The sequence below is a fragment of the Agromyces cucurbitae genome (assembly GCF_058349945.1).
Map to the genome: position 1 here is coordinate 152,459 of NZ_JBYRES010000001.1, position 25,312 is coordinate 177,770.

Sequence of the window (25,312 nt, forward strand, 5' to 3'; positions counted from 1 at the left end):
GGCCCGAGCCGCGGGGCGGACGAAGCGGTGCGCGAACTGCCGCGACCGGTTCCTGTGGAGGACGGGTCGGGCGCCTGCCGTCACTCCGCGAGCACCTGCTCGAGGGCGAACCGGCCGAGCCTCGCGATCGGGCCGTCGCCGCCGGTGCCGTCGCCGTCGACGCGGCCGCCGCCGTTCGCGAGCTCGTCGACGACCGCGGTGCCCCACACGAGCGCCCACCCGCGGGCGCGGGTCCAGATCGCCTCGTCGACGGCTCGTCGCCGTTCGATCTCGGCGCGGAAGCCGGCTCGCCCGGCGGCGTCGAACGTCAGCCATGCGGTCGCGAGATCGGTCGCGGGATCACCGGCGGTGAGGTCGCCGAAGTCGACCACCGCGGCAAGGCGGCCGGCCGCGGCATCCACGCCGTGGCCGGGGCCCGCGCCGCCCTCGGGAGCGAGCACGAGGTTGCCCGCGTGGAGGTCGCCGTGCACCCAGAGCGGCGGCCCCGCCCACGCGGGCGCGGCGAGCGCGTCGCGCCACAGCCCGCGCAGCGCCGCGACGTCGAGACCGCTGCCGCTGCCCGCGCCGCGGTCGGCGAACCGATCGAGCCGACCGCGCACCGCCTCGTCGCGCGCGGCGAGCGGCACGCCGCGGTACGGGTTGCGCGGTGCGCCGGCCGGTGCGGGCAGGGCCAGCGCGTCGACGAAGGCGGCGAGCGCGGCGGCGAACCCGGTACGGGTCGCCGGCGGCGTCTCCGCGGCCATGACGCCGTCGAACCACGGCACGATGCTCCACGGCGCGGCGTAGCCGAGCTCGGGCGCGGGCCGGCCGACGCGCACCGGGGTCGGTACGGGCACGGGCAGCCGCGGTGCGAGCTCGGGCAGCCAGCGCTGCTCGTGCGCGATGAGCGGCACGGCGACCAGGCGACGGGGCAGCCGCACCGCGAGGTCGTCGCCGAGCCGGAAGACCGCGTTGTCCCAGCCGTTCGCGACGAGTTCGACGGGGCCCGCGAGGTCGGGATGCTGGCGCTGCACGAGCCGCGCCGCGAGCGTCTCGTCGACGTCGAAGTCGGGCGCCGGGGCATCCGTCATGTTCTCTTCCGACCCATTCCTGAAAAGGGCATTCTCCTCCACAATGGAACCCATGAGCGCGGAGCCCGCGGGGGAGGCCGCGCAGCCCTTCCGGGTGTCCTTCGTGTGCACCGGCAACATCTGCCGCTCGCCGATGGCCGAGGTGGTGCTGCGTGCGCAGGCCGAGCGCGCCGGGCTCTCGTCGCAGATCGCGATCGAGTCGGCGGCGACCGGCGACTGGCACGTCGGCGAGCCCGCCGACCAGCGCACGATCGATGCGCTCGCGCGTGCCGGCTACGACGGCACCCACCACCGCGCCCGGCAGTTCGACGCGGGCGACTTCCCGCAGCTCGACCTCGTCGTCGCGTTCGACCGCGGGCAGGCGCGCATCCTGCGCAACTGGGCGGCCGGCCCGGTCGAGGAGCACAAGGTGCGGCTGCTGCTCGAGTTCGAGCCCTCTCTCGTCGAGCAGCAGGACGTGCCCGACCCCTATTACTCCGACGATGCGATGTTCGATCGGGTCCTTGAGATGATTGAACGGTCGACCACGGCGCTCTTCCGGCAACTCGCGCCGGCTCTCAGACAAGGAATCCGATGACTTCGCTGCCTCCCCAGCCGCTCAGCCCCCTCGACGGACGCTACCGCTCGGCGGTCGGCGAACTCGGCGAGCACCTCTCCGAGGCGGGCCTCAACCGTGCGCGCGTGCACGTCGAGGTCGAGTGGCTCATCGCCCAGACCGACCGCGGCTTCTTCGGCTCGCAGCCGCTGAGCGACCACCAGAAGGCGGCGCTGCGCCAGGTCGTCGCCGACTTCGGCCAGCCCGACATCGACGAGCTCGCGGGGCTCGAGGCGACGACCCGCCACGACGTGAAGGCCGTCGAGTACTACGTGCGCCGCCGTCTCTCGGACCTCGGCCTCGACGCGATCGCCGAGCTCACCCACTTCGCGTGCACGTCGGAGGACATCAACAACCTCTCGTACGCGATCACCGTGCGCGACGCCGTGCAGCAGGTCTGGCTGCCGAAGTACCGCGCGGTCATCGAGACCTTGCGGGCGCTCGCGATCGAGCACCGGGATGCCTCGATGCTGAGTCGCACGCACGGCCAGCCCGCGACCCCCTCGACGATGGGCAAGGAGCTCGCGGTCTTCGTGCACCGCCTCTCGCGCATCGCCGCCCAGGTCGAGGCGACGGAGTACCTCGGCAAGTTCTCGGGGGCGACGGGCACGTTCTCGGCGCACGTCGTCGCCGCGCCCGACGTCGCGTGGCCGACCGTCTCGCAGGAGTTCGTCGAGTCGCTCGGGCTCACCTGGAACCCGCTCACGACGCAGATCGAGTCGCACGACTGGCAGGCCGAGCTCTACGGCAAGGTGTCGCACGCCAACCGCGTGCTGCACAACCTCGCGACCGACATCTGGACCTACATCTCGCTCGGCTACTTCCGGCAGATCCCCGCAGCCGGTGCGACGGGCTCGTCGACGATGCCCCACAAGGTCAACCCGATCCGCTTCGAGAACGCCGAGGCGAACCTCGAGCTCAGCTCGGCCGTGCTCGACTCGCTCGCGGCGACCCTCGTGACCTCGCGCCTGCAGCGCGACCTGACCGACTCGTCGGCCCAGCGCAACATCGGGGTCGGCTTCGGGCACTCGATGCTCGCGCTCGACAACATCCAGCGCGGCCTCGGCGAGATCGACCTCGACCGCGAGCTGCTGCTCGCCGACCTCGACGGCAACTGGGAGGTGCTCGGCGAGGCGATCCAGACCGTCATCCGTGCCGAGGTCGTCGCGGGCCGCTCGACGATCAGCGACCCGTACGCCCTGCTCAAGGAGCTCACCCGCGGCAAGCGCGTCGGCGCGGCCGACCTCGCCGCGTTCGTCGACGGGCTCGAGATCGGCGACGAGGCGAAGCAGCGCCTGATGGCGCTGACGCCCGCGTCGTACGTCGGCATCGCCGACGAGCTGGTCGACCGGCTGCCGTAGGGGGCGCTCCCGCCGGATTTCGGCCCGAGGCGCTGCAAGATCGCGAAACTCGCGACCCTCGCCAACGGAAGCCGCGAACGACCCGATCGGGCTCGTCGGGCTCTGGCGGGTCTCGGGCGCCCTGGGCGAGGGCGTCGACACATGGCTGCGGCTCGGTGGCGGACAGTTATCGCTCTGGCGCGAGTGCGGCATGCTCGGCGGAGGGTGGCGAGCGGGTGGTCACGCCTTCGTTGCGAAGGTCTTCGAAGCGAGCCAGGGCTGCGCGAGCGACTCATTCGACAAGGTCGCGTGGCTCGACGCGACGACGTCGTACCGCCCCACCGACGACGGCTGGGAACTCGTCGACGCCGATGGCGACACGACCGCCTCGCTCTCGATCGACGGGGCACCCGAGCCGATCGAGACCGCCGATGAGTCGTTCGCGCAACCGCCGGTCGTCGATGACGCGATTCGTGCCGCGGTCGCTCCACCCATTCCCCTGCCGGGCTCGCTCGCTCCGGCAACCGCCGACGAGCTCGTGGGGCGGTGGGTGCCCGCCGAAGGCTCGTTCCAGTCCGACCCGCATGCGCTCTTCGCGGCGTCCGGTACCTGGTCGGGCAGCGACGGGTGCAACGGCAACGGCGGCCGCTGGCTGCTCGACGGAGACGGCGTGCTGCTCACAACCTCGGGCCCCTCGACGCTCATCGGCTGCGACGGCGCACCGGTGCCACTCTGGGTCGGCGGGGCGAGCCTCGCCGGGTTCGACGACACGCAGCTCGTGCTGCTCGACCACGACGGCGAGGAGCTCGGGCGCCTCGAGCGCGCCGGGGGCTGAGCGAGCGCGCGGGAACGCGCTTAGTGCGCGGGCCCCTTCGGCCCGTCGCCGGCGGAGTCGTCGCCCTCGCCGAGCTCGGCCTGCTCCTCGGCGTTCGGTTTGATCGCCATCTGCAGGAGCGCGAGCACGACGAGCACGACGATGAACACGCCGCCGGTGCCGACGAGTGCGATGGTCCAGTCGCGGGTCGTGAACAGCGCGATGAGGCCGACGAAGATCGCGGCGATCGCCGCACCCCCGACGTACTCGACGGGGCGCAGGCGGTCGCTCCGGCTCGGCTTGAACTCTCCGGACGGGTGGGTCACGACTGCTGCTCCGATCCTGTCGAGGGTGCGCCCTCGGTGGTCTGGTTCGCGGCCCACTTCAGCGAGAGGCCGCCGATGACGAGGAAGACGCCGACGATCACGAGGTACCCGCCGAGCAGGCCGACCGCGGTGACGTCGTCGGGCGGCAGCAGCAGGAACACGATCGCGAGCACCGCGGTGAACCCGCCGACGGCGATCCAGTCGCGGGCGACGGGTGAACGGCCGCGCGTGCGCAGGCCCGCGTAGAGCTCGACGAAGCCGGTGACGGCCGCCCAGACGCTCACGAGGTACAGCAGGAAGGGCAGGCCGCCCGGCACGGTCAGGGCGAGCAGGCCGGCGACGACGGTGACGACGGCGTTGATCGCGAAGAGCGAGCGGATGCCTCGGCCATCGAGCAGCCGCAGGCTGAGCGCCCCGACGACGAGGCCGGAGACGACCGCCCAGGTGCCGAACACGACGAGGCCGAAGTCGGCCGAGTGGTTCTGCGAGAAGGTGATGACGGCGGCGGGGACGATCGCGAGAAGTCCGCGCACGACCGGGACGACCCAGTAGTGGGGGCGCTCCGGGGCTGCATCGCGGGCGGTGGCCACGGCGACCTCTTTCACATCGGAGGGGAGTACCGATCTATCCTACGTGGGCGCGGCTGAGCGCGTGCCCGGGGCGATCGCAGACGCGGCCGCCCCACTAGGCTTGACGCATGAGCCGGGTCCTCTTCATGTGCGGCCCGGCGGGCTCCGGCAAGTCCACGATCGCCCGGCGGTTCGAGTCCGAAGGCATGGTCCGACTCTCGTTCGACGTCGAGGCATGGCGACGGGGCATCCGCAGCATGCCGCTCGCGCCCGACGTGCACGCCGAGATCGAGTCCGAACTGCAGTCCCGACTTCAGCGCGCGATCGAGCAGGGACGTGACGTCGTGCTCGACTTCTCGTTCTGGTCGCGTCAGGACCGCGATCGGTACCGGGCGCTCGTGCGAAGCGAGGGAATCGAGCCGGAGACCGTGTACGTGGCGGCACCTCGCGACGTCGTCGTGCGACGCGTGCTGGCGCGCGGTGCAGAGCACGCCGACGATTTCCCGCTCGACGAGGCGCTGGCCGGCGCGTATTTCGACGCTTTCGAGCCGCCGACCGCCGATGAGGGACCGCTCACGGTCGTCAGCCCGGACGACGACCGGCGGTGAACCCGGCCTGAGACGACGGATGCCCCGCGCCGACGTGCGGCACGGGGCATCCGTTCGTTCACGGCTACAGCGCCCGCAGGATGTCCTCCACGCGCTGCTTCGCGTCGCCGAACAGCATCTGCGCGTTGTCGCGGTAGAACAGCGGGTTGGCGACGCCGGCGTAGCCGGCCGACATCGAGCGCTTGAAGACGACGACGTTCTTCGCCTCCCACACCCGCAGCACCGGCATGCCCGCGATCGGGCTGCCCGGGTCCTCCGCTGCGGCCGGGTTGACGGTGTCGTTGGCGCCGATGACGAGCACGACGTCGGTCGCGGCGATGTCGTCGTTGATCTCGTCCATCTCCTCGACGATGTCGTACGGCACCTTCGCCTCGGCGAGCAGCACGTTCATGTGCCCGGGCAGTCGGCCGGCGACCGGGTGGATGCCGAAGCGCACCTCGACGCCGCGCTCGCGCAGCCGGCTCGTCAGCTCCGCGACCGGGTACTGCGCCTGGGCGACGGCCATGCCGTAGCCGGGGGTGATGATCACGGTCTGCGCATCGGTCAGGAGTGCCGCGACGGCCTCGGCGTCGACCTCGCGGGTCTCGCCCTCGACCTCGCCGCTCGACGACGGCGCCGCGATGCCGAAGCCGCCCGCGATGACCGAGATGAACGAGCGGTTCATCGCCTTGCACATGATGTACGACAGGTACGCACCCGACGAGCCGACGAGCGCACCGGTGACGATGAGCAGGTCGTTGTTGAGCAGGAAGCCCGCGGCCGCGGCCGCCCAACCCGAGTAGCTGTTGAGCATCGAGATGACGACGGGCATGTCGCCGCCGCCGATCGAGGCGACGAGGTGCCAGCCGAGCGCGAGGGCGAGCACGGTCACGACGACGAGCAGCCACAGCTCGGGCGTGATGACGTACCAGACCGTGAGCACGACGAACGCGACGAGCGCGCCGAGGTTGAGCGCGTTCTTGCCGGGCAGCATGAGCGGCGCCGACTTCATGCGGGCCGACAGCTTGAGGAACGCGACGATCGACCCGGTGAAGGTCACGGCGCCGATGAAGACGCCGATGAAGACCTCGGCGTGGTGGATGTCGAGCAGGGCGCCGGTCATGCCGGTCTCGTCGAGCGCGCCGTTCCAGCCGACGAGCACCGCGGCGAGGCCGACGAAGCTGTGCAGGAGGGCGATGAGCTCGGGCATGCCGGTCATCGCGACGCGGCGCGCCCGCCAGAGGCCGATCGCGGCGCCGACGATCACGGCGACGACGAGCAGGATCAGCCCGGTCGTCACGGCGGGCGTGCCCCACGCGCCGGCGAAGGTCACCCACACGGTCGCGACGAGCGCGATCGCCATGCCGGCGATGCCGTAGCCGACACCGGCCTTCGAGGTCTCGTGCTTGCTGAGCCCCGCGAGGCTCATGATGAACAGCAGGGCCGCGACGATGTAGGCGGCTCCGGCGATCGACGCCGGGGTCAGCAGGGTCGTGGTCTCAGGCACGGTCGGCTCCAGTCTTCACCGCGGGGGCGACGGTCGCGGCGGCTGCGGCGGCGCCCGCGGCGGGCGCAGCGGGCGCCGCGCCCTTCGCGAACATCGCGAGCATGCGTCGGGTCACGGCGAAGCCGCCGAAGATGTTGATGCTGGCGAGCAGCACGGCGATACCGGCCAGGATCTGCACGACCGGCTGGTCGCTCGTGATCTGGACCATGGCGCCGACGATGATGATGCCCGAGATCGCGTTCGTCACGCTCATGAGCGGCGTGTGCAGCGCGTGCGCCACCTTGCCGATGACGTAGAACCCGATGACCACCGCGAGCACGAGCACCGTGAAGTGCTGCGGCAGGGGCGCGGGCGCGACGGCGTTCACGAGGAAGAGCGCGGCGATGCCGACGGCGATGAGCGCGACCTTCCTTCCCGCCGACATGGGCTGCTTCTTGGTCGTGGATGCCTCGGCCGAGGCATCCGGCTTCGGTGATGCCGCGGCGGGCGCGGCGGAGACCTGCACGGGCGGCGGCGGCCAGGTGACCGCGCCGTCCTTCGCGACCGTGACCGACCGCTGCACGATGTCGTCGAAGTCGAGCGCGGGCTCGCCGTCCTTGCCGGGGGTGATGAGCTTCAGCAGGTTGACGACGTTCGTGCCGTAGAGCTGCGACGCCTGCGTGGGCAGGCGCGACGCGAGGTCGGTGTAGCCGAGGATGATGACGCCGTTCGGCGTGACGACGCGCTCGCCCGCGACGGAGCCCTCGACGTTGCCGCCCATGCCCGCCGCCATGTCGACGATGACGCTGCCCGACTTCATGCTCGCGACGTCGGCCGCGGTGATGAGCCGCGGCGCCGCCCGCCCCGGGATGAGTGCGGTCGTGATGATGATGTCGACGTCGGCGGCCTGCTCGGAGTAGATCTCGGCGGCGCGGCGGTCGTACGCCTCGCTCGTCGCCTTCGCGTAGCCGTCGGTCGACTGCTCGACGGCGACCTCGACCTTGAGGTACTCGCCGCCGATCGACTTCACCTGGTCGGCGACCTCGGGGCGCGGGTCGGTCGCGCGCACGATGGCACCGAGGCTGGATGCCGCGCCGATCGCCGCGAGACCGGCGACGCCGGCGCCCGCGACGAGGACCTTCGCCGGCGGGACCTTGCCCGCGGCGGTGACCTGGCCCGTGAAGAACCGGCCGAACTCGTGCGCGGCTTCGACGACGGCGCGGTAGCCCGCGATGTTCGCCATCGAGCTCAGCACGTCCATCGACTGCGCGCGCGAGATGCGCGGCACCGCGTCCATCGCGAGCGCGGTGACGCCCCGCTCGGCGAGCGCCTCGAGCAGCTCGGGCTTGAACGCCGGGGCGAGCAGCCCCACGATCGTGGTCCCGGGCTGCAGGGCCGCGATCTCGGCGTCGGTCGGCGCGTTGACCTTGAGCACGACGCCGCTCGCGAGCACCTCCTCGGCGGCGGCGATCCTGGCCCCCGCCCCGATGTAGGCCTCGTCGGGGAACGCGGAGGCGGCGCCCGCGCCGGCCTCGACGACCACCTCGTAGCCGAGCGAGATCAGCTGCTTCACGGTCGCCGGCGTCGCGGCGACCCTGGTCTCGGGCGGTTGCTCGGTGACGACCCCGATGCGCGTCATGCGGTGCTCCTTCTCGTCTTCCTCGTCGAGGCGCCCGCCGGGTGCGGGCGTCTCAGCGCGCGTCACCTTCGACGCTGGACGGGCGAACCCGCTGCGGCGACGGTGCTGCATGCCGAGCACCCACTGTAGGGCACACGACTTCCTTAATGCGAAAGTTACGTTCCGTTATGCGGAAGTGCGCGTGTCTGTGACCCGTACGGTGGGGCTCGGCATCAGCGTAGACGCGCATCAGGTCGTCGACGAAGACTTTTCCGCCGGAATCCGCCGAAGGATCTGCGGATCTTTCGCCGGGCGGAAATCCGAGCAGGTGGCGCGCGCTACTCGATCGCGTCGTCGGCGCGCTCGCGCACGACCGTGCCGTCGCGCTCGGGGATGAGCTTGAAGTCCGTCAGCAGCTCGCCCACCTGGGTGCCGTCGAGCCGCGTGAACAGCCGCTCGCGCAGGAACTTCGGGCCCGGCAGCCCGACCTCCGCGCCGTCGCGCAGCCGGCTCGTCGCCTTGAGCAGGTGCCGCACGTCGTAGGTCGAGCCGAACACCTCGGGGACGCCGCGGTCGATGCCGAGCAGCCGGTAGGCGGCCTCCATGCCCGTGCGCACCGAGTACTCGGTCGTGAAGATGCAGTCGCGGGTGGTCTCGGCGAACTGGCCGATGAACGCGAAGTTCTGCGCCCCGGCGGGCACCACGTCGGGGCGGTCGCCCGCCTTGCGCGGCATGAAGAAGCTCGTGACGTAGGGCATCATCACGGGCACGGCCGTCGCCGCGTTCGCGGCCAACTCATCGATCTGGTCCACGGGCACGCCGAGGTGGTAGAGCCACTCGCGGGTGATCTCCTCGCCCGTCGACTCCTGCAGGGTCTTGCCCGTGTAGTCGCCCGGCACGTCGACGAAGAGCCCGTACACCCACACGACGATCTGGTCGGCGGGCTGCTGTGTGAAGTGCGGCTGGCGGTTCACCGTCCAGCTCATGAGCCAGGCCGAGTCGCGGGCGGTGACGATGCCGCCCGTGACCACCCTGCCGCTGAACGGGTCGCGCTGCGCGATCTTCTCGATGTACGCGGGGATGCGGGCATCGAGCGTCGTGACGGTGGCCGACTCCCACTTCGTCTTCTGGATGTCGCCGCAGAAGACCTCGGGCCGCCCGAACGAGGGATGCTTCGCCGCGATGTTCTGCCAGAGCGCCCACCCCGCCGCGGGCGACTCGTCGAGCTTCGCGGGCGTGTGCTGGTCGCCCTCGTCGGAGTTCTCGGTGAGGCCGCCGATGGTCGCGAGCACGAGGTCATCGGGTCCGAGGTCGACGCCGCCCTCGACGCCGCCCTGCACCCAGTGGATGCGCGTCGCCCGCTTCGTGGCATCCGATCCCTGCCCGTCGCCCCCCTCGAACGCGAAGTCGATGTCGGTCACCTGGGTGTCGAAGTGGAACGTGACGCCCTGGTCGAGGAGCCACTTGTACATCGGCAGTACGAGCGACTCGTACTGGTTGTACTTCGTGAACTTCAGCGCCGACAGGTCGGGCAGGCCCCCGATGTGGTGCACGAATCGGTGGATGTAGAGCTTCATCTCGAGGGCGGAGTGCCACTCCTCGAAGGCGAACATCGTGCGCCAGTACAGCCAGAAGTTGCTCTCGAGGAAGTCCTTCGAGAACACCTCGTCGATGCGCTTGTCCTCCATCTCCTCCCGCGTCGCCATGAACACCTTCACGATGTCCTTCTGCGCGGCGTCGTTGAGGCCGAAGAGCTTGTTCGTGTGCGCGTCCTGCCCCTGCTGCTCGGTGACGCGGCAGAGCGAGAAGTTCGGGTCGTCCTTGTTGAGCCAGTAGAACTCGTCGAGCACGCTCGCGCCCTCGATCTCGAGCGAGGGCACGGTGCGGAACGCGTCCCACAGGCACTCCATGTGGTCCTCCATCTCGCGGCCGCCGCGGATGACGAAGCCCTTCTCGGGGCGCTTGATGCCGTCGAGGGCACCGCCCGGCAGCGGCAGTCGCTCGAGGATCGTGATGCGATCGCCCGACATCTGCCCGTCGCGGATCATGAAGAGCGCCGACGACATCGACGCGAGCCCCGCGCCGACGAACCACGCCGACTTGCCGTCGACCCCCTCGGGCTTGCGCGGACGCGCGAACGCCTCGTAGTTGCCGCTGCTGTAGTACATGCTTCCCCCTTCGTCGCGCCGCGACGATGCGCAGCGCACCGCTTCCGACGCTACCGCCCGACCTCTCCGCTGCACCCGCACGAATGTGCAGATCCGGATGCGGGGAGGTGAACGCCGGCCGAACATGGGGAGGTTCTCCCGATGTTCCGCGACCCCCTCGAATCCGACCATTGACTCGTCCGGCGACCGCCGGGCGCACTCAGAAGGAACGGAATCATGAAGACATTCATCATCGAACGCGAGGTCCCCGGTGCGTCGCTCCTCAGCCACGCGGAGCTGAAGCAGATCTCGGAGGTGTCGAACGCCGCCGTCGCGTCGCTCGGCGTCGAGTACGAGTGGGTCACCACCTACGTCGCCGGCGACAAGATGTACTGCGTCCACCGCACCGACGACGCCGAGACGGTGCGCGAGCACGCCCGGCGCGGCGGGTTCCCCGCGAACCTCGTCGCGGAGGTCGTCGCCGAGTTCGGCCCGCAGACGGCCGCCGAGGCGGCGTGATCGCCATGGACGCCGCAACGAGCCCTGTCTCGGTCTTCGCATCGGGCGCCGCCGCGGCCGAGCACGTCGACGCGCTGCGCAACCGCCTGCTCGCCCGGCTCGCCGCGACCGCCGGCGCGATGGTCGCGTTCGCCCGCCAACGGCGACGACGTGAGCCGCTCACGCACGAGTCGGTCGGGCTCGACCTCGAGAACCGGCGCATCGCGCGCGAGCTGCACGCGCAGTCGCAGGGCGGTGCCGCCGCAGCCCGGGTCGTCTGACCCGATCGCGGCGCATGCTCGAAACCGCCCGCCCGCAACAGCCCCATGGCACGTACGCTGCTGTCATGGGGCTGTTCGAGCGCGAGCCCGAGCTCGCGACGCTCCGCGCCGAGCTGCGACGCATCGACGAGGCCGGCCGTGTCGTCACGGTGACCGGCGATGCCGGCGCGGGCAAGACGAGCCTGATCCGCGCAGCGACCGACGACGTGCCCACGGCCTCCGGGCCGCGCCTGCTGCGCGGACTGTGCGACCCGCTGAGCACCCCGCGCCCGCTCGGCCCCATCGCCGACGCGCTCGGCGAGCTCGATGCCGCCCGGGTGCGCGGCGGCTCGCCCGTCGCCGGGCTCCCCGGCGGAGCATCCCCGGTCGACGGCGAAGCCGACTTCGTCGCGGCCGTCGCCGACCGCCCGACCGTGCTCGTGATCGAGGACGCGCAGTGGATCGACGCCGCCTCGGTCGAGATGCTGCGCTATCTCGTGCGCCGCATCGACGCGCTCCCGGTGCTCCTCGTCGTCAGCTATCGCGACACCGTCGTCGGCGTCGGGCACCCGCTGCTGCCGCTGCTCGGCGACATCGCGAGGCTCGACACCTCGGCCACGATCGCCGTGCGGCCCCTCTCGCCCGCTTCGGTCGCAGCCGTGCTCGACGGCACGGGGGTCGACCCCGTGCACGCTCACGAGCTGACGGGCGGCAACCCCTTCTACCTCGGAGAGATCGCCCGGCATCCCGACCAGCGGCTGCCCTCGACGATCCGCGACGCGGTGCTCGCGTCGACGACCGCGCTCGACTCCGGCGACCTCGAGACGCTGCAGCTCGTCGCGACCGCGCCCGACGCCCTCGACGACCGGCTGCTGCCGGGGCTCGGCATCGACCTGCCCCGGCTGCGACGGCTCGAGGCGACCGGCCTCATCGTGCGGGCGCGACGCGGCATCGCGTTCCGCCACGAGCTCGCCCGGCTCGCGGTGCTCGACTCGGCGGGCCCGGGCGGTGCGAGCCTGCTGCACCGGCGACTGCTCGAGGCGCTCGAGGCGCTCGGCTCGAACGACTACGCCGTGCTCACCCACCACGCCGAAGCCGCGGGCGACGACGCCCGCACCCGCCGGTACGCCGCCCTCGCCGCCGACGTCGCGACCCGCACGGGCTCGCACACCGAGGCGGTCGCGTTCCTCGAGCTCGCGCTCGCGCACCTGGGCGGCGCCGACGACGATCTGCGCGAGCGCGCCGAGATGCTCGAGCTGCTCAGCACCGAGCAGTACATGGTGTCGCGCCTGCCCGAGTCGATCGCGTCGATCGACCAGGCGCTGCGGCTGCGCGAACGGCTCGGCGACCGCGACGGCGCCGCGGCCGCCCACGACCGCCGAGCGGTCGTCGAGTACTACTCGGCGCGCCGCCGTGCGGCCGAGCATCACGCCGAACTCGCGGTGGCCGAGGCCGACGGCTCGATGAACGGTGCCTCCGCCCGAGCCACCCTGGCCTACCTCGCCTACCGCCGCCACGACCTCGCGGCGGCGCGGGCGATCCTGCTCGATGCCGAGCACGTGGTCGAGGCCGGGCAGGATCCCCACGAGCGAGGCATGGACGGCGTTCCGCACGACGATCCCGCCGCCATCCGCTTCGCGATCACCGAGGCGGCCGCCGACCTCGTCGAGGGCGAGCCGTCGGGCCGTCCGCGGCTGCTGCTGCGCGCCGCGCAGGCACTCGACCGCTCGCTCGACGAGGTCGGCACGACCGCCTTCTCGAACCTCGCCGCGATCGACATCGAGCACCGCCGCTTCCGCGAGGCCGAGGACGTGCTGGCCCGGTCGATCCCGCTGACCATCGAGCGCGACATCCCCATCTGCTACCAGTGGCAGACGGGCATGCGCGCCCGCCTCCACCTGCTGCGCGGGCACTGGGCCGCGTCCGCCGAAGATGCCGCGACCATCCTCGACGCCGGCAGCGCGCCGCTCGCGTCGGTGTGGCCGAACCTCGTGCTCGCGCTCGTCGCGCTGCGCACGGGCGGCGACGATCCGACGGTCGCCGAGCACCTCGACGCCGCGTGGGCGCTCGCCCTCGAGCTCGGCGAGTCGCTCATGATCCTCGGCACGCTCGCGGCGATCGCCGAACGCAGCTGGACGAGCGGCGTCGACGACCACCGGCTCGCCGAGTCGGCTGCCCGGCTCGACGACGCCGCCGCACTGCCCGGCATGGAGTGGGCGATCGGCGAGCTCGCGGTCTGGCTCGCCCGGATCGGCCGCGCCGTCGACCCCCGAGCGCTCGGCCGCATCGCCGAACCCCACCGCCTCGAGCTCGCCGGGCGGCACGACGCCGCCGCCGCCGCCTGGCTCGCGCTCGGCTCGCCCTTCGAGGCATCCCTGTCGCACCTGCACGGCGACGACGACGGCTCGGCGATCGCGGCGCTCGTGCGGCTCGAGGAGATGGGGCTGGATGCCTCGGCCGCCCGCGCCCGCGGCCTGCTCGCCGATCGGGGCGTACGCGGGCTGCCGCCCGCCCGGCGTGCGAGCACACGGTCGAACCCGTCGGGGCTCACGAACCGGCAGCTCGACGTCGCCCGCCTCGTCGCGAAGGGGCTCACGAACGCGGAGCTCGCGACGAGCCTGTACATCTCACCGAAGACCGCCGACCACCACGTCTCCGCGATCCTCGCGAAGCTCGGCCTGTCGAGCCGGCGCGAGATCGGTCGTCGGGCGGCCGAGTTCGGCATCGACTGACCGCGGCCGCCCTCATCGTAATCAGCCCTGAGGTTTCGTCTCGCGCGGGGCCGACCGCTTCGCGCGCCGCCGGGCCGCCATTCGCCGCAGCGAGATGTCCTCGGCCCTCCGCATCATCTCGGGCTCGAGCCGCACGTATCCGGCGCTGTGCACGCCGATGGCGACCGCGCCGCTCACGACGATGACGACCCCCGCGATCCAGCTGATCTGCCAGAACGCCGCCACCGTGCCGATGCACGCCGCGCCCATCGCGACCGCGCGTGCGACGCCGACGCCGGCGGAGCGGCTCGCACGGTGGCGATACGCCTCCTGGCTGGCGAGCAGCATGAGCATCGCGAGCAGGGGGATCGCCACGGCGAACGCGACGACGGCGATCAGTCCCGCGAGAGGGGGATCGCCTGCGGCGAGGTACGGCTGCACGAGCACGACGCCGAGGCCGATCAGGCCGCCGTAGATGAGGGTGTTCTGCCTGATCCACTCGTCGGCGAGTCCGGGCTCCTTGAGGAGCTCCCCGGTGATCTCCTCGTCTTCGCTGAGGCCCTGCGCGCTTCGCGCGAGCGCGGGCTCGGGCGCGGGCTCACCGACGGGCCCGGCCTCGGTCTCGGCCTCCATCGAGGGTTCGGGCTCGCCCGAAGGCTCGTGTGCGGTCATCGCCGTCAGTCTCGCACCGATGCCCTCGATCACGCCATCGTCCGATGATCGATCAGTGCGTTCTAGTATCGGACGCATGGCGCCAGACACGACGGCGAACCAGGCGGGTTCGCAGACCCTCAGCCGAGGCATCCGGATCCTCGAGATCCTCGCCGACGCCGATCGCACGCTCTCGATCGACGAGGTCGCCGCCGAACTCGGCGTGCACCGCTCGGTCGCGTACCGCCTGCTGCGCACGCTCGAGCACCACGGGCTCGCGACGCGCGATGCCGCGGGGCGCATCGGCCTCGGCGCAGGTCTCGCCGCCCTGGCCGCGGGCGTCCAGCGCGACCTGCAGCAGCTCGCCCTGCCCGAGCTCGCCGAGGTCGCCGAGGAGCTCGGCATGACGTGCCTGCTCGCCGTGCTGCTCGACGGCGACGAGGCGGTGACCCTCGTGAGCGCGTCGCCCAGGCGCACGGCCGCCGTGTCGTACCGGCCTGGTCATCGGCACCCGATCACGCGCGGCGGTCCGGGCAAGGCGATCCTCATGGGACTGCCCGAGTCGCGCTGGCCCGCCGACGTGCCCGAGCCCTTGCGGGCCGAGATCGCCGAGAGCCGCGACCGTGGATACACCGTGAGCCACGACGAGGTCGTGCCGTCGCTGCGCTCCGTCGCGGTGCCGCTCACCCTGCCGGGTCAGCCGCCCGCCGCGATCGCGGTGATCCACGTGTCGTTCCCGAGACCCGAGGCCGAGCTCGCCGAGCGGCTGCTCGTCGCCGCGGCGAACCTGCGCCGCGCATCGGGCGCCTGACGCGCGAGCAGCGGGATCCCCCTCACCGAGCGTGCACTCGTCGCCCATTGCAGGGCGAGGACTGCACTTTCGTCACCGGCTCGTCGAATCTGATCCTCTGCGCGAACGCCGAGAGTGCACTTCTCGCCCGACATCAGGGCGAGAAGTGCACTCTCGATGGGAATGGCTCAGCGCTGCGGCAGCATCTGACCCGCGAAGAACTCGCCGAGCTCGGCCGTCGCGGTGAGCGGCAGCACGTGCGCGACGTACCCGTCGGGGCGCACGACGACGACCGCGCCGTCGCGCGAGATGCCGCGCTCCTCGAAGATGTCGGTCGGGCACCAGACGCTCGGGCCGGCGGCGAACACCTTCTCCCAGTCCATGAGCGCGAGCGGCCCGGTCTTCGGCCGGAACACTTCGGGCGCACGCGTGATGTCGAGGTCGACGTGCGACTGCTGGTAGATCACCTTCACGTCGAACACGGCGTCGACGTCGCCGCCGGCGGGCGTGAAGCGCACGAGGGGCGACTCGGGCGACGCCATCCACTCGGCCCAGTCGGCGAGGGCGGATGCCTCGCCCGCGGCCGGCGCGTCGGCGAAGGCGTAGACACGCCAACGGCCGTCGGCCTTGGCGTGGTGCCCGAGGTGCACGACGTTGCCGTCGCACACGAACGAGACCTGCGACGACTTGAAGCGCTTGCCGATCGGGAACCCGCTCGCGAGGTCCTGATGCGACGCGTCACCCGTGATCATCGAGGGCGCGTACTGCGTCATGAACCCCGACGGGAACTCCGCGGTGCCGAGGTAGAACGTCGCGAGCTCCTGCGGGTCGCTGATCTCCTCGGGCTTGCGCGCCATGAGCGACGACCACTCGCGGTCGAAGTCGATGAGCTGCTGCGCGACGGGCTGCCGCTCGGCCGAGTAGGTCGAGAGCAGCGACGCGGGCGCCCGGCCGGTGACGACCGAGCCGAGCTTCCAGCCGAGGTTGAAGCCGTCCTGCATCGAGACGTTCATGCCCTGCCCGGCCTTCGCGCTGTGCGTATGGCAGGCATCGCCCGTGAGGAAGACCCGCGGCGAGGCATCCCCTTCGTCGGCACGGTCGTCGAAGTGGTCGGTCACCCGGTGACCGACCTCGTAGACGCTGAACCAGGCGACCTCGCGCACGTCGAGCGTGTAGGGGTGCAGGATGTCGTTGGCCTTCGCGATGATGGCCTCGATCGGCGTCTTGCGCACCTCGTGGTCGTCGTCCTCGGCCACGGCCCCGAGGTCGATGTACATGCGGCTGAGGTACCCGCCCTCACGCGGGATGTGCAGGATGTTGCCGGCCTCGGAGTTGATCGCGCACTTCGTGCGCCAGTCCGGGAAGTCGGTGTTGACGACCACGTCCATGACGCCCCACGCGTGCGCCGAGATGCCGCCGACGTGCTTGCGGCCGATCGCCTCGCGCACGCCGCTGCGTGCGCCGTCGCAGCCCGCGACGTACTTGGCCCGCACGGTGCGCTCCTCGCCGGCGCGCTCGCCCGCCGTGTAGCGCACGCGCACCTCGACGGGGTAGCCCGACGCCGCGCCCTCGCTGCCGTCTTCGTGCACCGTGAGCCCGACGAACTCGACGCCGTAGTCGGGCACGATGCGACCCGGGCCGTGCGCGGCCGCCTCGGCGAAGTAGTCGAGGACGCGCGCCTGGTTCACGATGAGGTGCGGGAATTCGCTGATCTTGTAGCCGTAGTCCTCGGTGCGCGAGGTGCGGATGATGTTCTGCGGGTCGGCGGGGTCGGGGCCCCAGAAGTTCATCCAGCCGATGTTGTAGGCCTCGGCGATGATGCGCTCGGCGAAGCCGAACGCCTGGAACGTCTCGACACTGCGCGGCTGGATGCCGTCGGCCTGCCCGAGCACGAGCCGTCCGTCGCGGCGCTCGATGATGCGGGTGACCACGTCGGGGTACTGCGAGAGCTGCGCCGAGAGCAGCATGCCGGCGGGGCCGGAGCCGACGATGAGCACGTCCATCTCGTCGGGCAGTTCCTCGGGCCGGTCGAGGCCGACGCCGGCGGCGGGCAGCACCCGGGGGTCTCCGGACACGTAGCCGTGGTGGTGGAACTGCACGGTGGGCTCCTCACATCGTCGTGACGAGGCACCGGTGCTCAGGTGATGGATGCCTCGTGCTGTTCGATAATCGAACGTGCTATTCGTTTATCGCGCGAGGTAATGGTAAATCGTGGCATGGTGCAGCGCAAGCCGCGGCGTCGCGGCTCGTATTCGGCTGTCGTCAGTTGCCGCGCGTGTACCGGCTCGCGCCGATGATCATCGCGAGCGCGGCGCCGATCGCCGAGACGAGCGGCACCGCCGCCACCGCCAGCGCGATCGTGTTCGGGCGGAATCTCAAACCGTCGGCACCGCCGATGTACGCGCCGATCGGCAGGGCGTAGCCGCCGCCTCCGCCGCCGCTGCCCTCGCCCCGCCCGCCCGGGGTCTTCTCCGTCTCCGGCATGTCGCCGGACCCTTCGCCGCCGCCGAAGCCGAAGGCGACGAGCGCGACGGGAACGATCTCGTGTCCGTCGATCGTCGATTTCTCGCCGTACGCCACCTTCGCGCCCCACGCAGGCACCGATTCCGCCAGGTTCTCGATGAGCTTCGCCATGGGCTCGACGCTACGCGCGTCGCCGGTGCCCGGCTAGACCCCGTCGCGACGCCGCGACGGTCGCGCGGCGACGAGCAGCCGCACCGCGATCGCGAGCTGCACGATCACCGCGACCACGGCGATCGTCGGCGCGACCTCCGCCGCGGGGAAGGGCGGCAGCGCCGGCAGCGACGCGTACCGCTGCGTGAGGGTCGCCGCCGGGTCGTCGGGGGCGACGAAGAAGTACAGGGTGAACCACGTGATCGCGGGCAGCACGAGCGTGGCGAGCCATCGATCGGCCTCGCCCCAGCGCGATGAGCGCAGCACGACGACCGCGGCAGCGAGCCAGGCGGCGAGCCCGATGACGGCGAGCACGCACCCGAGCAGGTCGCCCGCGCTCATCGCGACGACACCCGGTGCGGCCGCTGCGCCGACCACCGAGCAGGCGGCGGTGATGATCGGCAGCTGCGCCACGGCCGGAGCCGCCGTCGGGCCGGAGGCCCCACCCGGATGCGGGGCCGCGGGCACGAAGCGGGCGGCGACCCAGCCCGCGGCGAAGAGCACGAGCGGCAGCACCCATCTCGCGAGCGGATCGAGGAGTGCGGCCGGGTCGCGGAGTTCGGGGGGCAGCGACCGGCACGACGCGCCTCGGCAGAGCTCGATCACGGGTACGTCCGCGATCACGTTCCGCACGACGAGCGCGACCGCGAAGCCGATGAGCACGAACACGGCGACGGCGATCGCGCGTTCAGCCGTGCTCCAGCCGTTCGAGGCGATGACGACCGCGAGGCCGGCAGCGAGCACCACCGTGGCGAGCGATGCGGTGACCGGCAGCGCCGCCCAGTCGCCGGCGACGAGCGCCGGCACGACGACCACGAGCAGCGCGAGCGGTACCGCGGCGGTGGCGACCGCAGCGGCGATCGGCCGATCGAGCATCGCGAGGCGTCCACCACGAGGCATCCGCCCCGGATCGGCGCGCGGGACGCGCAGCACGCGGTCGCCGTCGGGACGCCGAAGACGCAGAACCAGGTAGACGGTGACGACGGGTGCCGCGAGAACCGCAACCGACCAGCCGATCGGCATTCCGAGCTGCAGCAGCGGCAGGCCGAAGACGATCACGGCCGGGTTGAAGACCGTCGCGACGATCTTGTCGCCGACGCGCCAGCGCGGGCTCGACCACACGAGCACGACCGCGATGAGCACGAGCACCGGCGAGACGAAGATGCCCGTGAGGTAGCATGCGAGGGTCAGCGCCGCGGCCGGCGTCGAGCCGAGCAAGCGCGTGAACACCGATCGGTCGGACTCGCCCTGCTTGCCGGTCGTGCCTGGTGCGCCCGGCGCCGCGACACCGGCAACGCCGTGCCCGGCGGCCGACTCAGAGCCCGCAACGGATTCGCTCGCCGGCTCGACCGCTGCCGCGATCACCGCAGGGTCACCGAGTTCGCTGATGGCCGCCTCGACGTCGAACGGCTCGCCGCTGCGAGCCGCCTCGGCCGCGGCATCCCGGAGATGCTCGGCGATGTCGGCGGTGACGTCGTCGGCCTGTGCGGGATCGACCGCGGCGACGGTTCGGCGCACCTCGTCGAGGTAGGCCTCGACCCGGGCATCGGTGTGCGGTGCGTTCACTGGCGGTTCCTCTCAGACTGCTCGAAGGACTCGGCGGGCCCGGTCGGCTCGGCCTGCCCGCTCGACGCATCCGCAGGCGGGGCGAGTGCCTCGTCGACCGACGCGGTGAGCGCGATCCAGTCGGCCTCGAACGCGGCGACCGCGTCTCTGCCGGCGGGCGTCAGCCGGTAGTAGCGACGCGGCGGACCCGAGGTCGACTCGCGCCACTGGGTCTCGACGAGCCCCGCCTCGCGCAGCCGCGCGAGCAACGGGTACAGCGAGCCCTCGCTCGCCAGCAGCCCGAGCTCGTGCAACCGCTTCGCCAGGTCCCGTCCGTAGATGTCGCCGTGTCCGATCACGGCGAGCGCGCAGCCCTCGAGCACCCCCTTGCGGAGGTTCGCCTGGGTGCGGGCATCCGGTTGCATGCGTCGCACGGTAGCAGTCGACGCAAGGTACCGGCAAGAGCTGCCCGTCGCGACGCGCGTCAGTTTCGGTCAGCACTCGGCGTGAGATCGGAATCGGGGTCGACCTCGCCCGCCATGATTGCGGCGGGTGCAGGATCCGGCTGCCGGGTCGGGATCGACCCGATCACGACCGCTTGCTCAGCACGACGCCCACGAAGCCGAACATCGAGCCGAACACGACGGCCGCCCCGGCGCGCATCTTACGAGGCACAGCGCGATCGGCGAGCCCACGGTCACCGAAGCCCATCACGAGCACGCCCCACCCGGCCTCGGCGCCTGCGCCGCGAAACATCTACGTCCCGAGCGCGTGTCAGTCGTCGAAGACGTTCCAGCAGATGCCGCTGCGACGAGCCTGGTCCTCGAGCACGAGCTCGCGGATCTCGGCCGGCAACTGCGCCCGCTGCCAGTCTCGCTCGGCGAGCCTGGCCCGCTCCGCGGCATCCGGACCGTCACTGCCGGCCGCCACAGCGGCAGCGGCCGCCGCCGCTGCCGCTCGGATGGCGTAGGCAGCCGCCCCGAGCTCGTGCTCGGCGACGTGCGCGACGACCACAGCTTGGCCGACCGACATCGCCGCGTACTTCACGGGGTCGGGCTGGCCGCGGCCGGCAGCATTGGCGAACCAGGCTGCGCGGTGCGCCTCCCTCATGCGAACCTCGCCGCGCACCCAGCCGCGGGCGACCTCGAGCACCTCGCGGGGCCGGGGATCGTCGGGCTCGGCCGCTTCGAACAGGGGCAGCACGTGCTCGGAGCAGGCGATCGCCCACACCGCGAGCAGGCGGTGGTGGTCGTCGGTCAGCGTTCCGCCGCGACGGATCGTGATCAGCCGCGGATCGCGCTCTTTCGGAAGGATCGGCACCCTGCCATTCCTACCATCGCGGCGACCGCGCCCGGGCTCAGGCGCCGTGCAGCTCGCCGAGCAGCTTCTCGACGCGACGGGCGCGGGTGTCTGCGCCCTTGGCCTGGTCGATCACGCGCGCGTGCTGCCGACGCTGACTCGGGGTGAGGGCGTCGAACGCGCCGCGAGCCGCCGGGTCGGCCTCGAGCGCGGCCGTGAGCTCGGCCGGCTCATAGACGGTGATCGGCTGGTCGTCGAGCGCGAGGTCGATCGTGACCTCGTCGCCGACCTCGGCTCCAGTGGCGGCGCGGTTCGCGTCGCTGAAGCCGATCAGGTTGCGCCCGAGCATGATCGCGATGCGCGTGCGCCAGGTGTGCCCGTTGATCGTGACCACGACCCTCGGCCGCTTGCCGCCGCCGAGCGCCTCGACGACCTCGGGCGGCACCTCGAGGCCGCGCATCTTCTCGTGCGGTTCGACGGTCGACGTGAAACGGATGGCCATGCGGCCATCCTGCCGCAGGCGGGTCGCGCTTCGCGGTCGTTTCAGGCGCTCACCGGCATTCGGTGAGCTTCGCGACCCCGCTGCTCAGCACCCCGGTTCCGCCGAGCAGGGTGAGTCGAGCGATCTGTCGGTATCGGAGACCTTCGATCGTCCAACCGTTGATGCATCGGGCATCGCTGAGGTAGAGCGGCGCGTTCTCCTTCGCGGCCAGCGGACCCCCGGCGAGCGCATCCGCGAATCCGCCTGCCGTCGCGAGGTATCCGGTGTCGGTCTCGTCGAAGATCGCGTCGTTGACTGCGTTGGCGGTGGAGATTCGGTCCCACCCGGCGAGTCGCGTCACGTGCGCGTCGCCCAGCAGGGCGTTCAGGCCCGACTCGAGGGACGCACCGACGGCGCCGGTGCCGCCCGCGATGTAGACGTCCGTGATGCCGAGCGCGCCGATCGTCGCTTTCGTCGCACTCTGGAGTCCGCGCTGGCCGTCGACGAGAAGGACTGGTGCGTCGAGATGACCGGCCGCGGGTCCCGCGGCGAGCGCATCCGGGTACGTCCTGCCGGTCGCGACGATCGCGTAGCGGCTGCCCTCCTCCGCGAAGGCGCCGCGCACGATCAGGTCGGCGGTCTCGTATCGACTCGCACCTCCGAGTCGTCGGAGAGCGGCGTCGGACGGCACCAGCTTCGCGACCGCGCTCCGCACCGCATCCGAGACCACCGCACGCCCGCCGGCGAAGACCACGCGGCGAGGACGGATGCGTCGCAGCTCTGCCGCGATCTCAGCGGGCACCGATGCCTGTGAGACCGGCAGGATGACTCCGCCGGCGCGCATCGCGGCCGGGCCGGCCGCAAGCGCATCCGGGAAGTCGAACGCGTTCGTGACGTAGACGACCGGAGCCCGCTGCCCGTCGGGGATGACTCGCTTCGAAATCGCGACCGCCGTCGCGAACCTGTCGTCGCCGGCGATCCGCCCGACCGTGAATGACGGCGAAGGCAGCACGATCGTGCCCAGGTTCCGCCGCTCACCGAATCCGAGCGTGACCTCGGTGGCATCGTCGAAGAAGCGCGCTCCGCGGTAGTACGTAGCGCCGCTATACGGAGAGTCGTCGTCCCAGAACTTGAAGACATAGGTACCCGGCGAAAGCCAGCCGTAGAACTCGCCGTCGTCGGTGGTCTCGAGCCGATCCAAGACCGGCAGCGGCGTGAAGTCGCCTGTCGGCGTCTTCCGCCAGACAGCAACTTGTCCGTCGACGAGCGGGAAGACCCTTCCGTCCGACGCCCTCACTCCGAGCACGCCCGAGTACTTTGCCGGATCGTCCACGACGATTTCGATGCCCGACCGGGACTCATCCTTGGCCAGCTCGATCACACGTGCGGATTCGAGGTCACCCCCGCCCCAGAAGGTCTCCACCCCGGAATACCCGACCGCGAGCTTGTACCGGCCGGCGCCGAGGCAGTCGATGAAGAAGACCTCGCCGTTGCTGCCGCACCATCCAGTGGGCTCGATCCAGTCCGCCGCGGTCGCAGACCATTTGTAGAGGCGCAAGAAGTCCGGGGTCATCGGAGCGACACCGGAGGCCGTTCGCAATGAGACCGTCCCCGCGATCGAGGCACGAGCTGCCGTGAGGACGACGTCCCTGGTGGCCCCCTGGGGTGGCACGACGACATCCGGAACCGTGAGCGGACGATGCGCGCCCGTCGTGTCGGTGAATGTGAGGTCGTACGTGCCGGGAAGCAGCCGCAGGGAGTACGGGCCGGTCACGTCGTACGTGCTGGGAACGGTCGTCGTGTCGACCCGGTCGTGCATCCACGCGTCGAGCTCCGCATCACCGCTGGTGGCGCTCACACGGATGTCCGCGCGCGAGGAGTACGGCACGTCGCGGCCCGTGATGGCACCACTCAGCGCGACCGTGGCCGAGAGTCGCACGCCCAGATCGACCGTTCCGCCTTCGGTGACCTCGATGAAGGCCCGTTCGGCAGCCCGCCGGGTGTCTCCCCACCACTCCCCGACATGTCCCCAGTCGTGCACGTCGAACTTGACCGAGTACCGCCCGGCCGGAACCCCGGTGATCTCGAACGCTCCGTAACCGGCTGGGTCGAGATCCTTCGTGAGGGCGGGGGTCTTGAGCTCGGTGCCGCGGTAGAGCGAGACGGTGATGTTCGTCTCATCACGGATGAGAAGCCCGCCGGCCGGGTCGCTGATCGTGCCGCGAACGGTGCCCGTGGACTCCGCGGCAGCGGCTGGCACGGCGATGCCGAGCACGAGCGGAAGCGCGCAGATCGCGGCAAGCAGGGAACGGCTGATGGAACGCGACATCGGGCTCGCTTCGGGGGACGGGACCTGGAGAGTGACGCAACCCTATCAGCGCCCTGACCTGGTGCAGGGCTGCGTCTGTCGACGGGATGCCTGTGCGGCATCCCGATCGTCGCGCCTAGGCTCAAGAGAGTGAGCGATGAAGTGCGCAACCTCAGGGCGGCCCTCGCCGCCGTGCCCGAGCCGTGGCAGCCGCACCGGCTGACGAGCGTGAACGACTACGACGTGAAGGTCGTGAAACTGCTCGGGGAGTTCGTCTGGCACAGCCACCCCGAGACCGACGAACTGTTCCTGGTGCTCAGCGGCGAGCTCACCATCCAACTGCGCGATCGCGATGTCGTGCTCGGCCCCGACGACGTGTTCGTCGTGCCGAAGGGCGTGGAGCACTGCCCGCGCGCCGACACCGAGGTGCATGCCGTGCTCTTCGAGCCGCGTGGCACCGTCAACACGGGCGATGCGGGCGGAGAGCGGACCTCGCCGCTGCGCGAGCTCGACTGACGGGCGTCGGGCAGTCCGGCCGTGGTGGCGTAATGGAATGCGGCCGGTCCGGGTACTCAATCCGGACCGGCCGCACCGATCAGTTCAGCCGCCCCGCTCGGGTCAGCGGGTCTCAGTGGTGAGGCATCCGCGGCGAAGAGGTGGCATCGAAGGGAGTCGGCGCCACCGCCGTGCGTCATGCCTCTGCGGCCCCGACACCGGTGTCGCGGCGTCGCTCCCGGGCTGGCGCCCAACCGGCCCGGACGGCGGATTCAACATACCTCATGATTCCGTTGAGCGGAATAGGGATTCCGAATCTCAGTTTCGGCGCCGCGTGAGATGGATCGTGACCGAGTCGCCGTCGGACTTGCCGATGCGCTTGCGGATCGCTGCGGACACCGGCAGCTTGTGCGTGCCGTCGCCGAGCGCCATGAATGCGCCCTCGAACGGTTCGCCGTCGATCGTGCCCGCGACCTTCACGAGGCCTCGCGTGCCGAAGATCGTCGCCGAGTCGGGCAATTGGGCGCACGTCCAGGTGTCGCCCTCGCGCACCTTGCCGAGGGTCGAGATGAAGGTGATGTCGAGCGGTCCGCTCGTGTCGGTCATTTCGGTGCTCCGATCAGATGAAGGCGCCGACGAGGGTACCGATGATGACGAGCTTCAGCAGCCAGTCGGTGAAGTGGACGAGGGCCACGGGGATCGGGGTGTTCTCGTGGACCACCGAGCCGAGCAGCAGCACGGCCGGGAGGGAGGCGAGCGCCAGCCCGAGCAGTGCGCCGGCCGCGGTGCCGTGCCAGCCGCCGGCGGCCATCAGCCCGAGCACCAACAAGGACACGACGAGGCTGCGGAAGACGACGAGCAGCATCTGGATGACGACCGGGACGCCCGGCCGCGCGGTGCTGTGGGCGGCGATGAGGCGCGAGACGGGCGGAAGTGCGTAGAGCACGGCGCTCGCGACGAACGAGATGATCGTCGCGAGCGCGACGCCGACGATGGCCATGGACTCCCGCCTTTCAGTACCGGTGAGTACTGATTACGGTACGCCCGAT

Annotated in this window: 26 protein-coding genes; 9 read left to right on the forward strand and 17 right to left on the reverse strand. The window is 71.3% G+C overall.

Going from position 1 to position 25,312, the window contains the following annotated elements:
* Positions 1-80: 80 nt before the first annotated feature.
* Entirely contained in the window at positions 81-1,070 is a 990-nt protein-coding gene (locus tag AC3RJ6_RS00795; protein ID WP_491424943.1) for an aminoglycoside phosphotransferase family protein, read from the reverse strand.
* Positions 1,071-1,122: 52 nt separating this feature from the next.
* Here AC3RJ6_RS00795 and AC3RJ6_RS00800 point away from each other — a divergent pair, with 52 nt between their 5' ends.
* From AC3RJ6_RS00800 to AC3RJ6_RS00810, 3 genes are all read left to right on the forward strand, one after another.
* Positions 1,123-1,647, forward strand: a complete 525-nt coding sequence (locus tag AC3RJ6_RS00800) for a low molecular weight protein-tyrosine-phosphatase (protein ID WP_491424944.1) — start codon at positions 1,123-1,125, stop codon at positions 1,645-1,647.
* Positions 1,644-3,026: an adenylosuccinate lyase gene (gene purB, locus AC3RJ6_RS00805; RefSeq protein ID WP_491424945.1), complete on the forward strand. Its 1,383-nt coding sequence runs from the start codon at positions 1,644-1,646 to the stop codon at positions 3,024-3,026. Before AC3RJ6_RS00800 ends, purB begins: the two co-directional genes overlap by 4 nt.
* Positions 3,027-3,216: 190 nt before the next feature.
* Positions 3,217-3,840 carry an META domain-containing protein gene (locus tag AC3RJ6_RS00810; protein WP_491424947.1) on the forward strand — a complete coding sequence of 208 codons (624 nt, stop codon included), beginning with the start codon at positions 3,217-3,219 and terminating at the stop codon, positions 3,838-3,840.
* A gap of 20 nt (positions 3,841-3,860) precedes the next feature.
* Here the strand turns inward: AC3RJ6_RS00810 and AC3RJ6_RS00815 are convergent, their stop codons facing one another.
* Both AC3RJ6_RS00815 and AC3RJ6_RS00820 read right to left on the reverse strand, forming a co-directional pair.
* Positions 3,861-4,145: a hypothetical protein gene (locus AC3RJ6_RS00815; RefSeq protein ID WP_491424949.1), complete on the reverse strand. Its 285-nt coding sequence runs from the start codon at positions 4,143-4,145 to the stop codon at positions 3,861-3,863.
* Positions 4,142-4,735, reverse strand: coding sequence for an HdeD family acid-resistance protein (locus tag AC3RJ6_RS00820; protein ID WP_491424951.1), 594 nt, complete (start codon positions 4,733-4,735; stop codon positions 4,142-4,144). The genes AC3RJ6_RS00815 and AC3RJ6_RS00820 overlap by 4 nt, the downstream gene beginning before the upstream one ends.
* Positions 4,736-4,842: 107 nt before the next feature.
* On the opposite strand from AC3RJ6_RS00820, the gene AC3RJ6_RS00825 reads away from it, so the two are divergent.
* Positions 4,843-5,322 (forward strand): P-loop nucleotide/nucleoside kinase family protein, encoded by a 480-nt coding sequence (locus tag AC3RJ6_RS00825; protein WP_231429294.1) that lies wholly within the window; start codon positions 4,843-4,845, stop codon positions 5,320-5,322.
* Positions 5,323-5,386: 64 nt separating this feature from the next.
* Here AC3RJ6_RS00825 and pntB read toward each other — a convergent pair whose 3' ends face one another.
* From pntB to AC3RJ6_RS00840, 3 genes are all read right to left on the reverse strand, one after another.
* Positions 5,387-6,808 carry a Re/Si-specific NAD(P)(+) transhydrogenase subunit beta gene (gene pntB, locus AC3RJ6_RS00830; protein WP_491424952.1) on the reverse strand — a complete coding sequence of 474 codons (1,422 nt, stop codon included), beginning with the start codon at positions 6,806-6,808 and terminating at the stop codon, positions 5,387-5,389.
* The gene (locus tag AC3RJ6_RS00835; protein WP_491424954.1) at positions 6,801-8,426 is read right to left on the reverse strand and encodes a Re/Si-specific NAD(P)(+) transhydrogenase subunit alpha; all 1,626 of its coding nucleotides are present in this window, start codon (positions 8,424-8,426) and stop codon (positions 6,801-6,803) included. The genes pntB and AC3RJ6_RS00835 overlap by 8 nt, the downstream gene beginning before the upstream one ends.
* A gap of 317 nt (positions 8,427-8,743) precedes the next feature.
* On the reverse strand, positions 8,744-10,573 hold the full coding sequence (locus tag AC3RJ6_RS00840; protein WP_491424955.1) for an oleate hydratase: 1,830 nt from the start codon (positions 10,571-10,573) through the stop codon (positions 8,744-8,746).
* Between the two features lie 216 nt (positions 10,574-10,789).
* Between AC3RJ6_RS00840 and AC3RJ6_RS00845 the strand changes: the two genes are divergently transcribed.
* The 3 genes from AC3RJ6_RS00845 (at position 10,790) to AC3RJ6_RS00855 (ending at position 14,042) form a co-directional block, all read left to right on the forward strand.
* Positions 10,790-11,071 (forward strand): DUF4242 domain-containing protein, encoded by a 282-nt coding sequence (locus tag AC3RJ6_RS00845; protein WP_491424956.1) that lies wholly within the window; start codon positions 10,790-10,792, stop codon positions 11,069-11,071.
* Between the two features lie 5 nt (positions 11,072-11,076).
* Complete coding sequence (locus AC3RJ6_RS00850) at positions 11,077-11,331, forward strand: hypothetical protein (protein WP_491424957.1); 255 nt, start codon at positions 11,077-11,079, stop codon at positions 11,329-11,331.
* Between the two features lie 65 nt (positions 11,332-11,396).
* Positions 11,397-14,042 carry an ATP-binding protein gene (locus AC3RJ6_RS00855; protein WP_491424958.1) on the forward strand — a complete coding sequence of 882 codons (2,646 nt, stop codon included), beginning with the start codon at positions 11,397-11,399 and terminating at the stop codon, positions 14,040-14,042.
* A 21-nt stretch (positions 14,043-14,063) separates the two neighbouring features.
* Here AC3RJ6_RS00855 and AC3RJ6_RS00860 read toward each other — a convergent pair whose 3' ends face one another.
* Positions 14,064-14,693 carry a hypothetical protein gene (locus tag AC3RJ6_RS00860; protein WP_491424960.1) on the reverse strand — a complete coding sequence of 210 codons (630 nt, stop codon included), beginning with the start codon at positions 14,691-14,693 and terminating at the stop codon, positions 14,064-14,066.
* Positions 14,694-14,769: 76 nt separating this feature from the next.
* Between AC3RJ6_RS00860 and AC3RJ6_RS00865 the strand changes: the two genes are divergently transcribed.
* Positions 14,770-15,483: an IclR family transcriptional regulator gene (locus AC3RJ6_RS00865; RefSeq protein ID WP_491424962.1), complete on the forward strand. Its 714-nt coding sequence runs from the start codon at positions 14,770-14,772 to the stop codon at positions 15,481-15,483.
* A gap of 167 nt (positions 15,484-15,650) precedes the next feature.
* Here AC3RJ6_RS00865 and AC3RJ6_RS00870 read toward each other — a convergent pair whose 3' ends face one another.
* From AC3RJ6_RS00870 to AC3RJ6_RS00905, 8 genes are all read right to left on the reverse strand, one after another.
* Positions 15,651-17,561, reverse strand: a complete 1,911-nt coding sequence (locus AC3RJ6_RS00870) for an FAD-binding monooxygenase (RefSeq protein WP_491424963.1) — start codon at positions 17,559-17,561, stop codon at positions 15,651-15,653.
* Positions 17,562-17,724: 163 nt separating this feature from the next.
* A complete protein-coding gene (locus AC3RJ6_RS00875; RefSeq protein WP_491424964.1) occupies positions 17,725-18,096 on the reverse strand; it encodes a hypothetical protein in 372 nt (123 codons plus the stop codon).
* A 33-nt stretch (positions 18,097-18,129) separates the two neighbouring features.
* The gene (locus tag AC3RJ6_RS00880) at positions 18,130-19,701 is read right to left on the reverse strand and encodes an HAAS signaling domain-containing protein (protein WP_491424965.1); all 1,572 of its coding nucleotides are present in this window, start codon (positions 19,699-19,701) and stop codon (positions 18,130-18,132) included.
* Positions 19,698-20,105, reverse strand: a complete 408-nt coding sequence (locus AC3RJ6_RS00885) for a PadR family transcriptional regulator (RefSeq protein ID WP_491424967.1) — start codon at positions 20,103-20,105, stop codon at positions 19,698-19,700. The genes AC3RJ6_RS00880 and AC3RJ6_RS00885 overlap by 4 nt, the downstream gene beginning before the upstream one ends.
* A 163-nt stretch (positions 20,106-20,268) precedes the next feature.
* Positions 20,269-20,436 (reverse strand): hypothetical protein, encoded by a 168-nt coding sequence (locus tag AC3RJ6_RS00890; RefSeq protein ID WP_491424968.1) that lies wholly within the window; start codon positions 20,434-20,436, stop codon positions 20,269-20,271.
* Positions 20,437-20,454: 18 nt separating this feature from the next.
* On the reverse strand, positions 20,455-21,000 hold the full coding sequence (locus AC3RJ6_RS00895) for a putative immunity protein (RefSeq protein ID WP_491424970.1): 546 nt from the start codon (positions 20,998-21,000) through the stop codon (positions 20,455-20,457).
* A 37-nt stretch (positions 21,001-21,037) separates the two neighbouring features.
* Positions 21,038-21,481 carry a YdeI/OmpD-associated family protein gene (locus AC3RJ6_RS00900; protein WP_491424971.1) on the reverse strand — a complete coding sequence of 148 codons (444 nt, stop codon included), beginning with the start codon at positions 21,479-21,481 and terminating at the stop codon, positions 21,038-21,040.
* 49 nt (positions 21,482-21,530) lie between these two features.
* Positions 21,531-23,735 carry a cell wall-binding repeat-containing protein gene (locus tag AC3RJ6_RS00905; RefSeq protein ID WP_491424972.1) on the reverse strand — a complete coding sequence of 735 codons (2,205 nt, stop codon included), beginning with the start codon at positions 23,733-23,735 and terminating at the stop codon, positions 21,531-21,533.
* A gap of 183 nt (positions 23,736-23,918) precedes the next feature.
* Here AC3RJ6_RS00905 and AC3RJ6_RS00910 point away from each other — a divergent pair, with 183 nt between their 5' ends.
* On the forward strand, positions 23,919-24,284 hold the full coding sequence (locus tag AC3RJ6_RS00910) for a cupin domain-containing protein (RefSeq protein WP_491424974.1): 366 nt from the start codon (positions 23,919-23,921) through the stop codon (positions 24,282-24,284).
* A 297-nt stretch (positions 24,285-24,581) separates the two neighbouring features.
* Here the strand turns inward: AC3RJ6_RS00910 and AC3RJ6_RS00915 are convergent, their stop codons facing one another.
* Both AC3RJ6_RS00915 and AC3RJ6_RS00920 read right to left on the reverse strand, forming a co-directional pair.
* Entirely contained in the window at positions 24,582-24,869 is a 288-nt protein-coding gene (locus AC3RJ6_RS00915) for a DUF1905 domain-containing protein (protein WP_491424975.1), read from the reverse strand.
* A gap of 13 nt (positions 24,870-24,882) precedes the next feature.
* Entirely contained in the window at positions 24,883-25,263 is a 381-nt protein-coding gene (locus AC3RJ6_RS00920) for a DUF1761 family protein (RefSeq protein ID WP_491424977.1), read from the reverse strand.
* Positions 25,264-25,312: the final 49 nt, after the last annotated feature.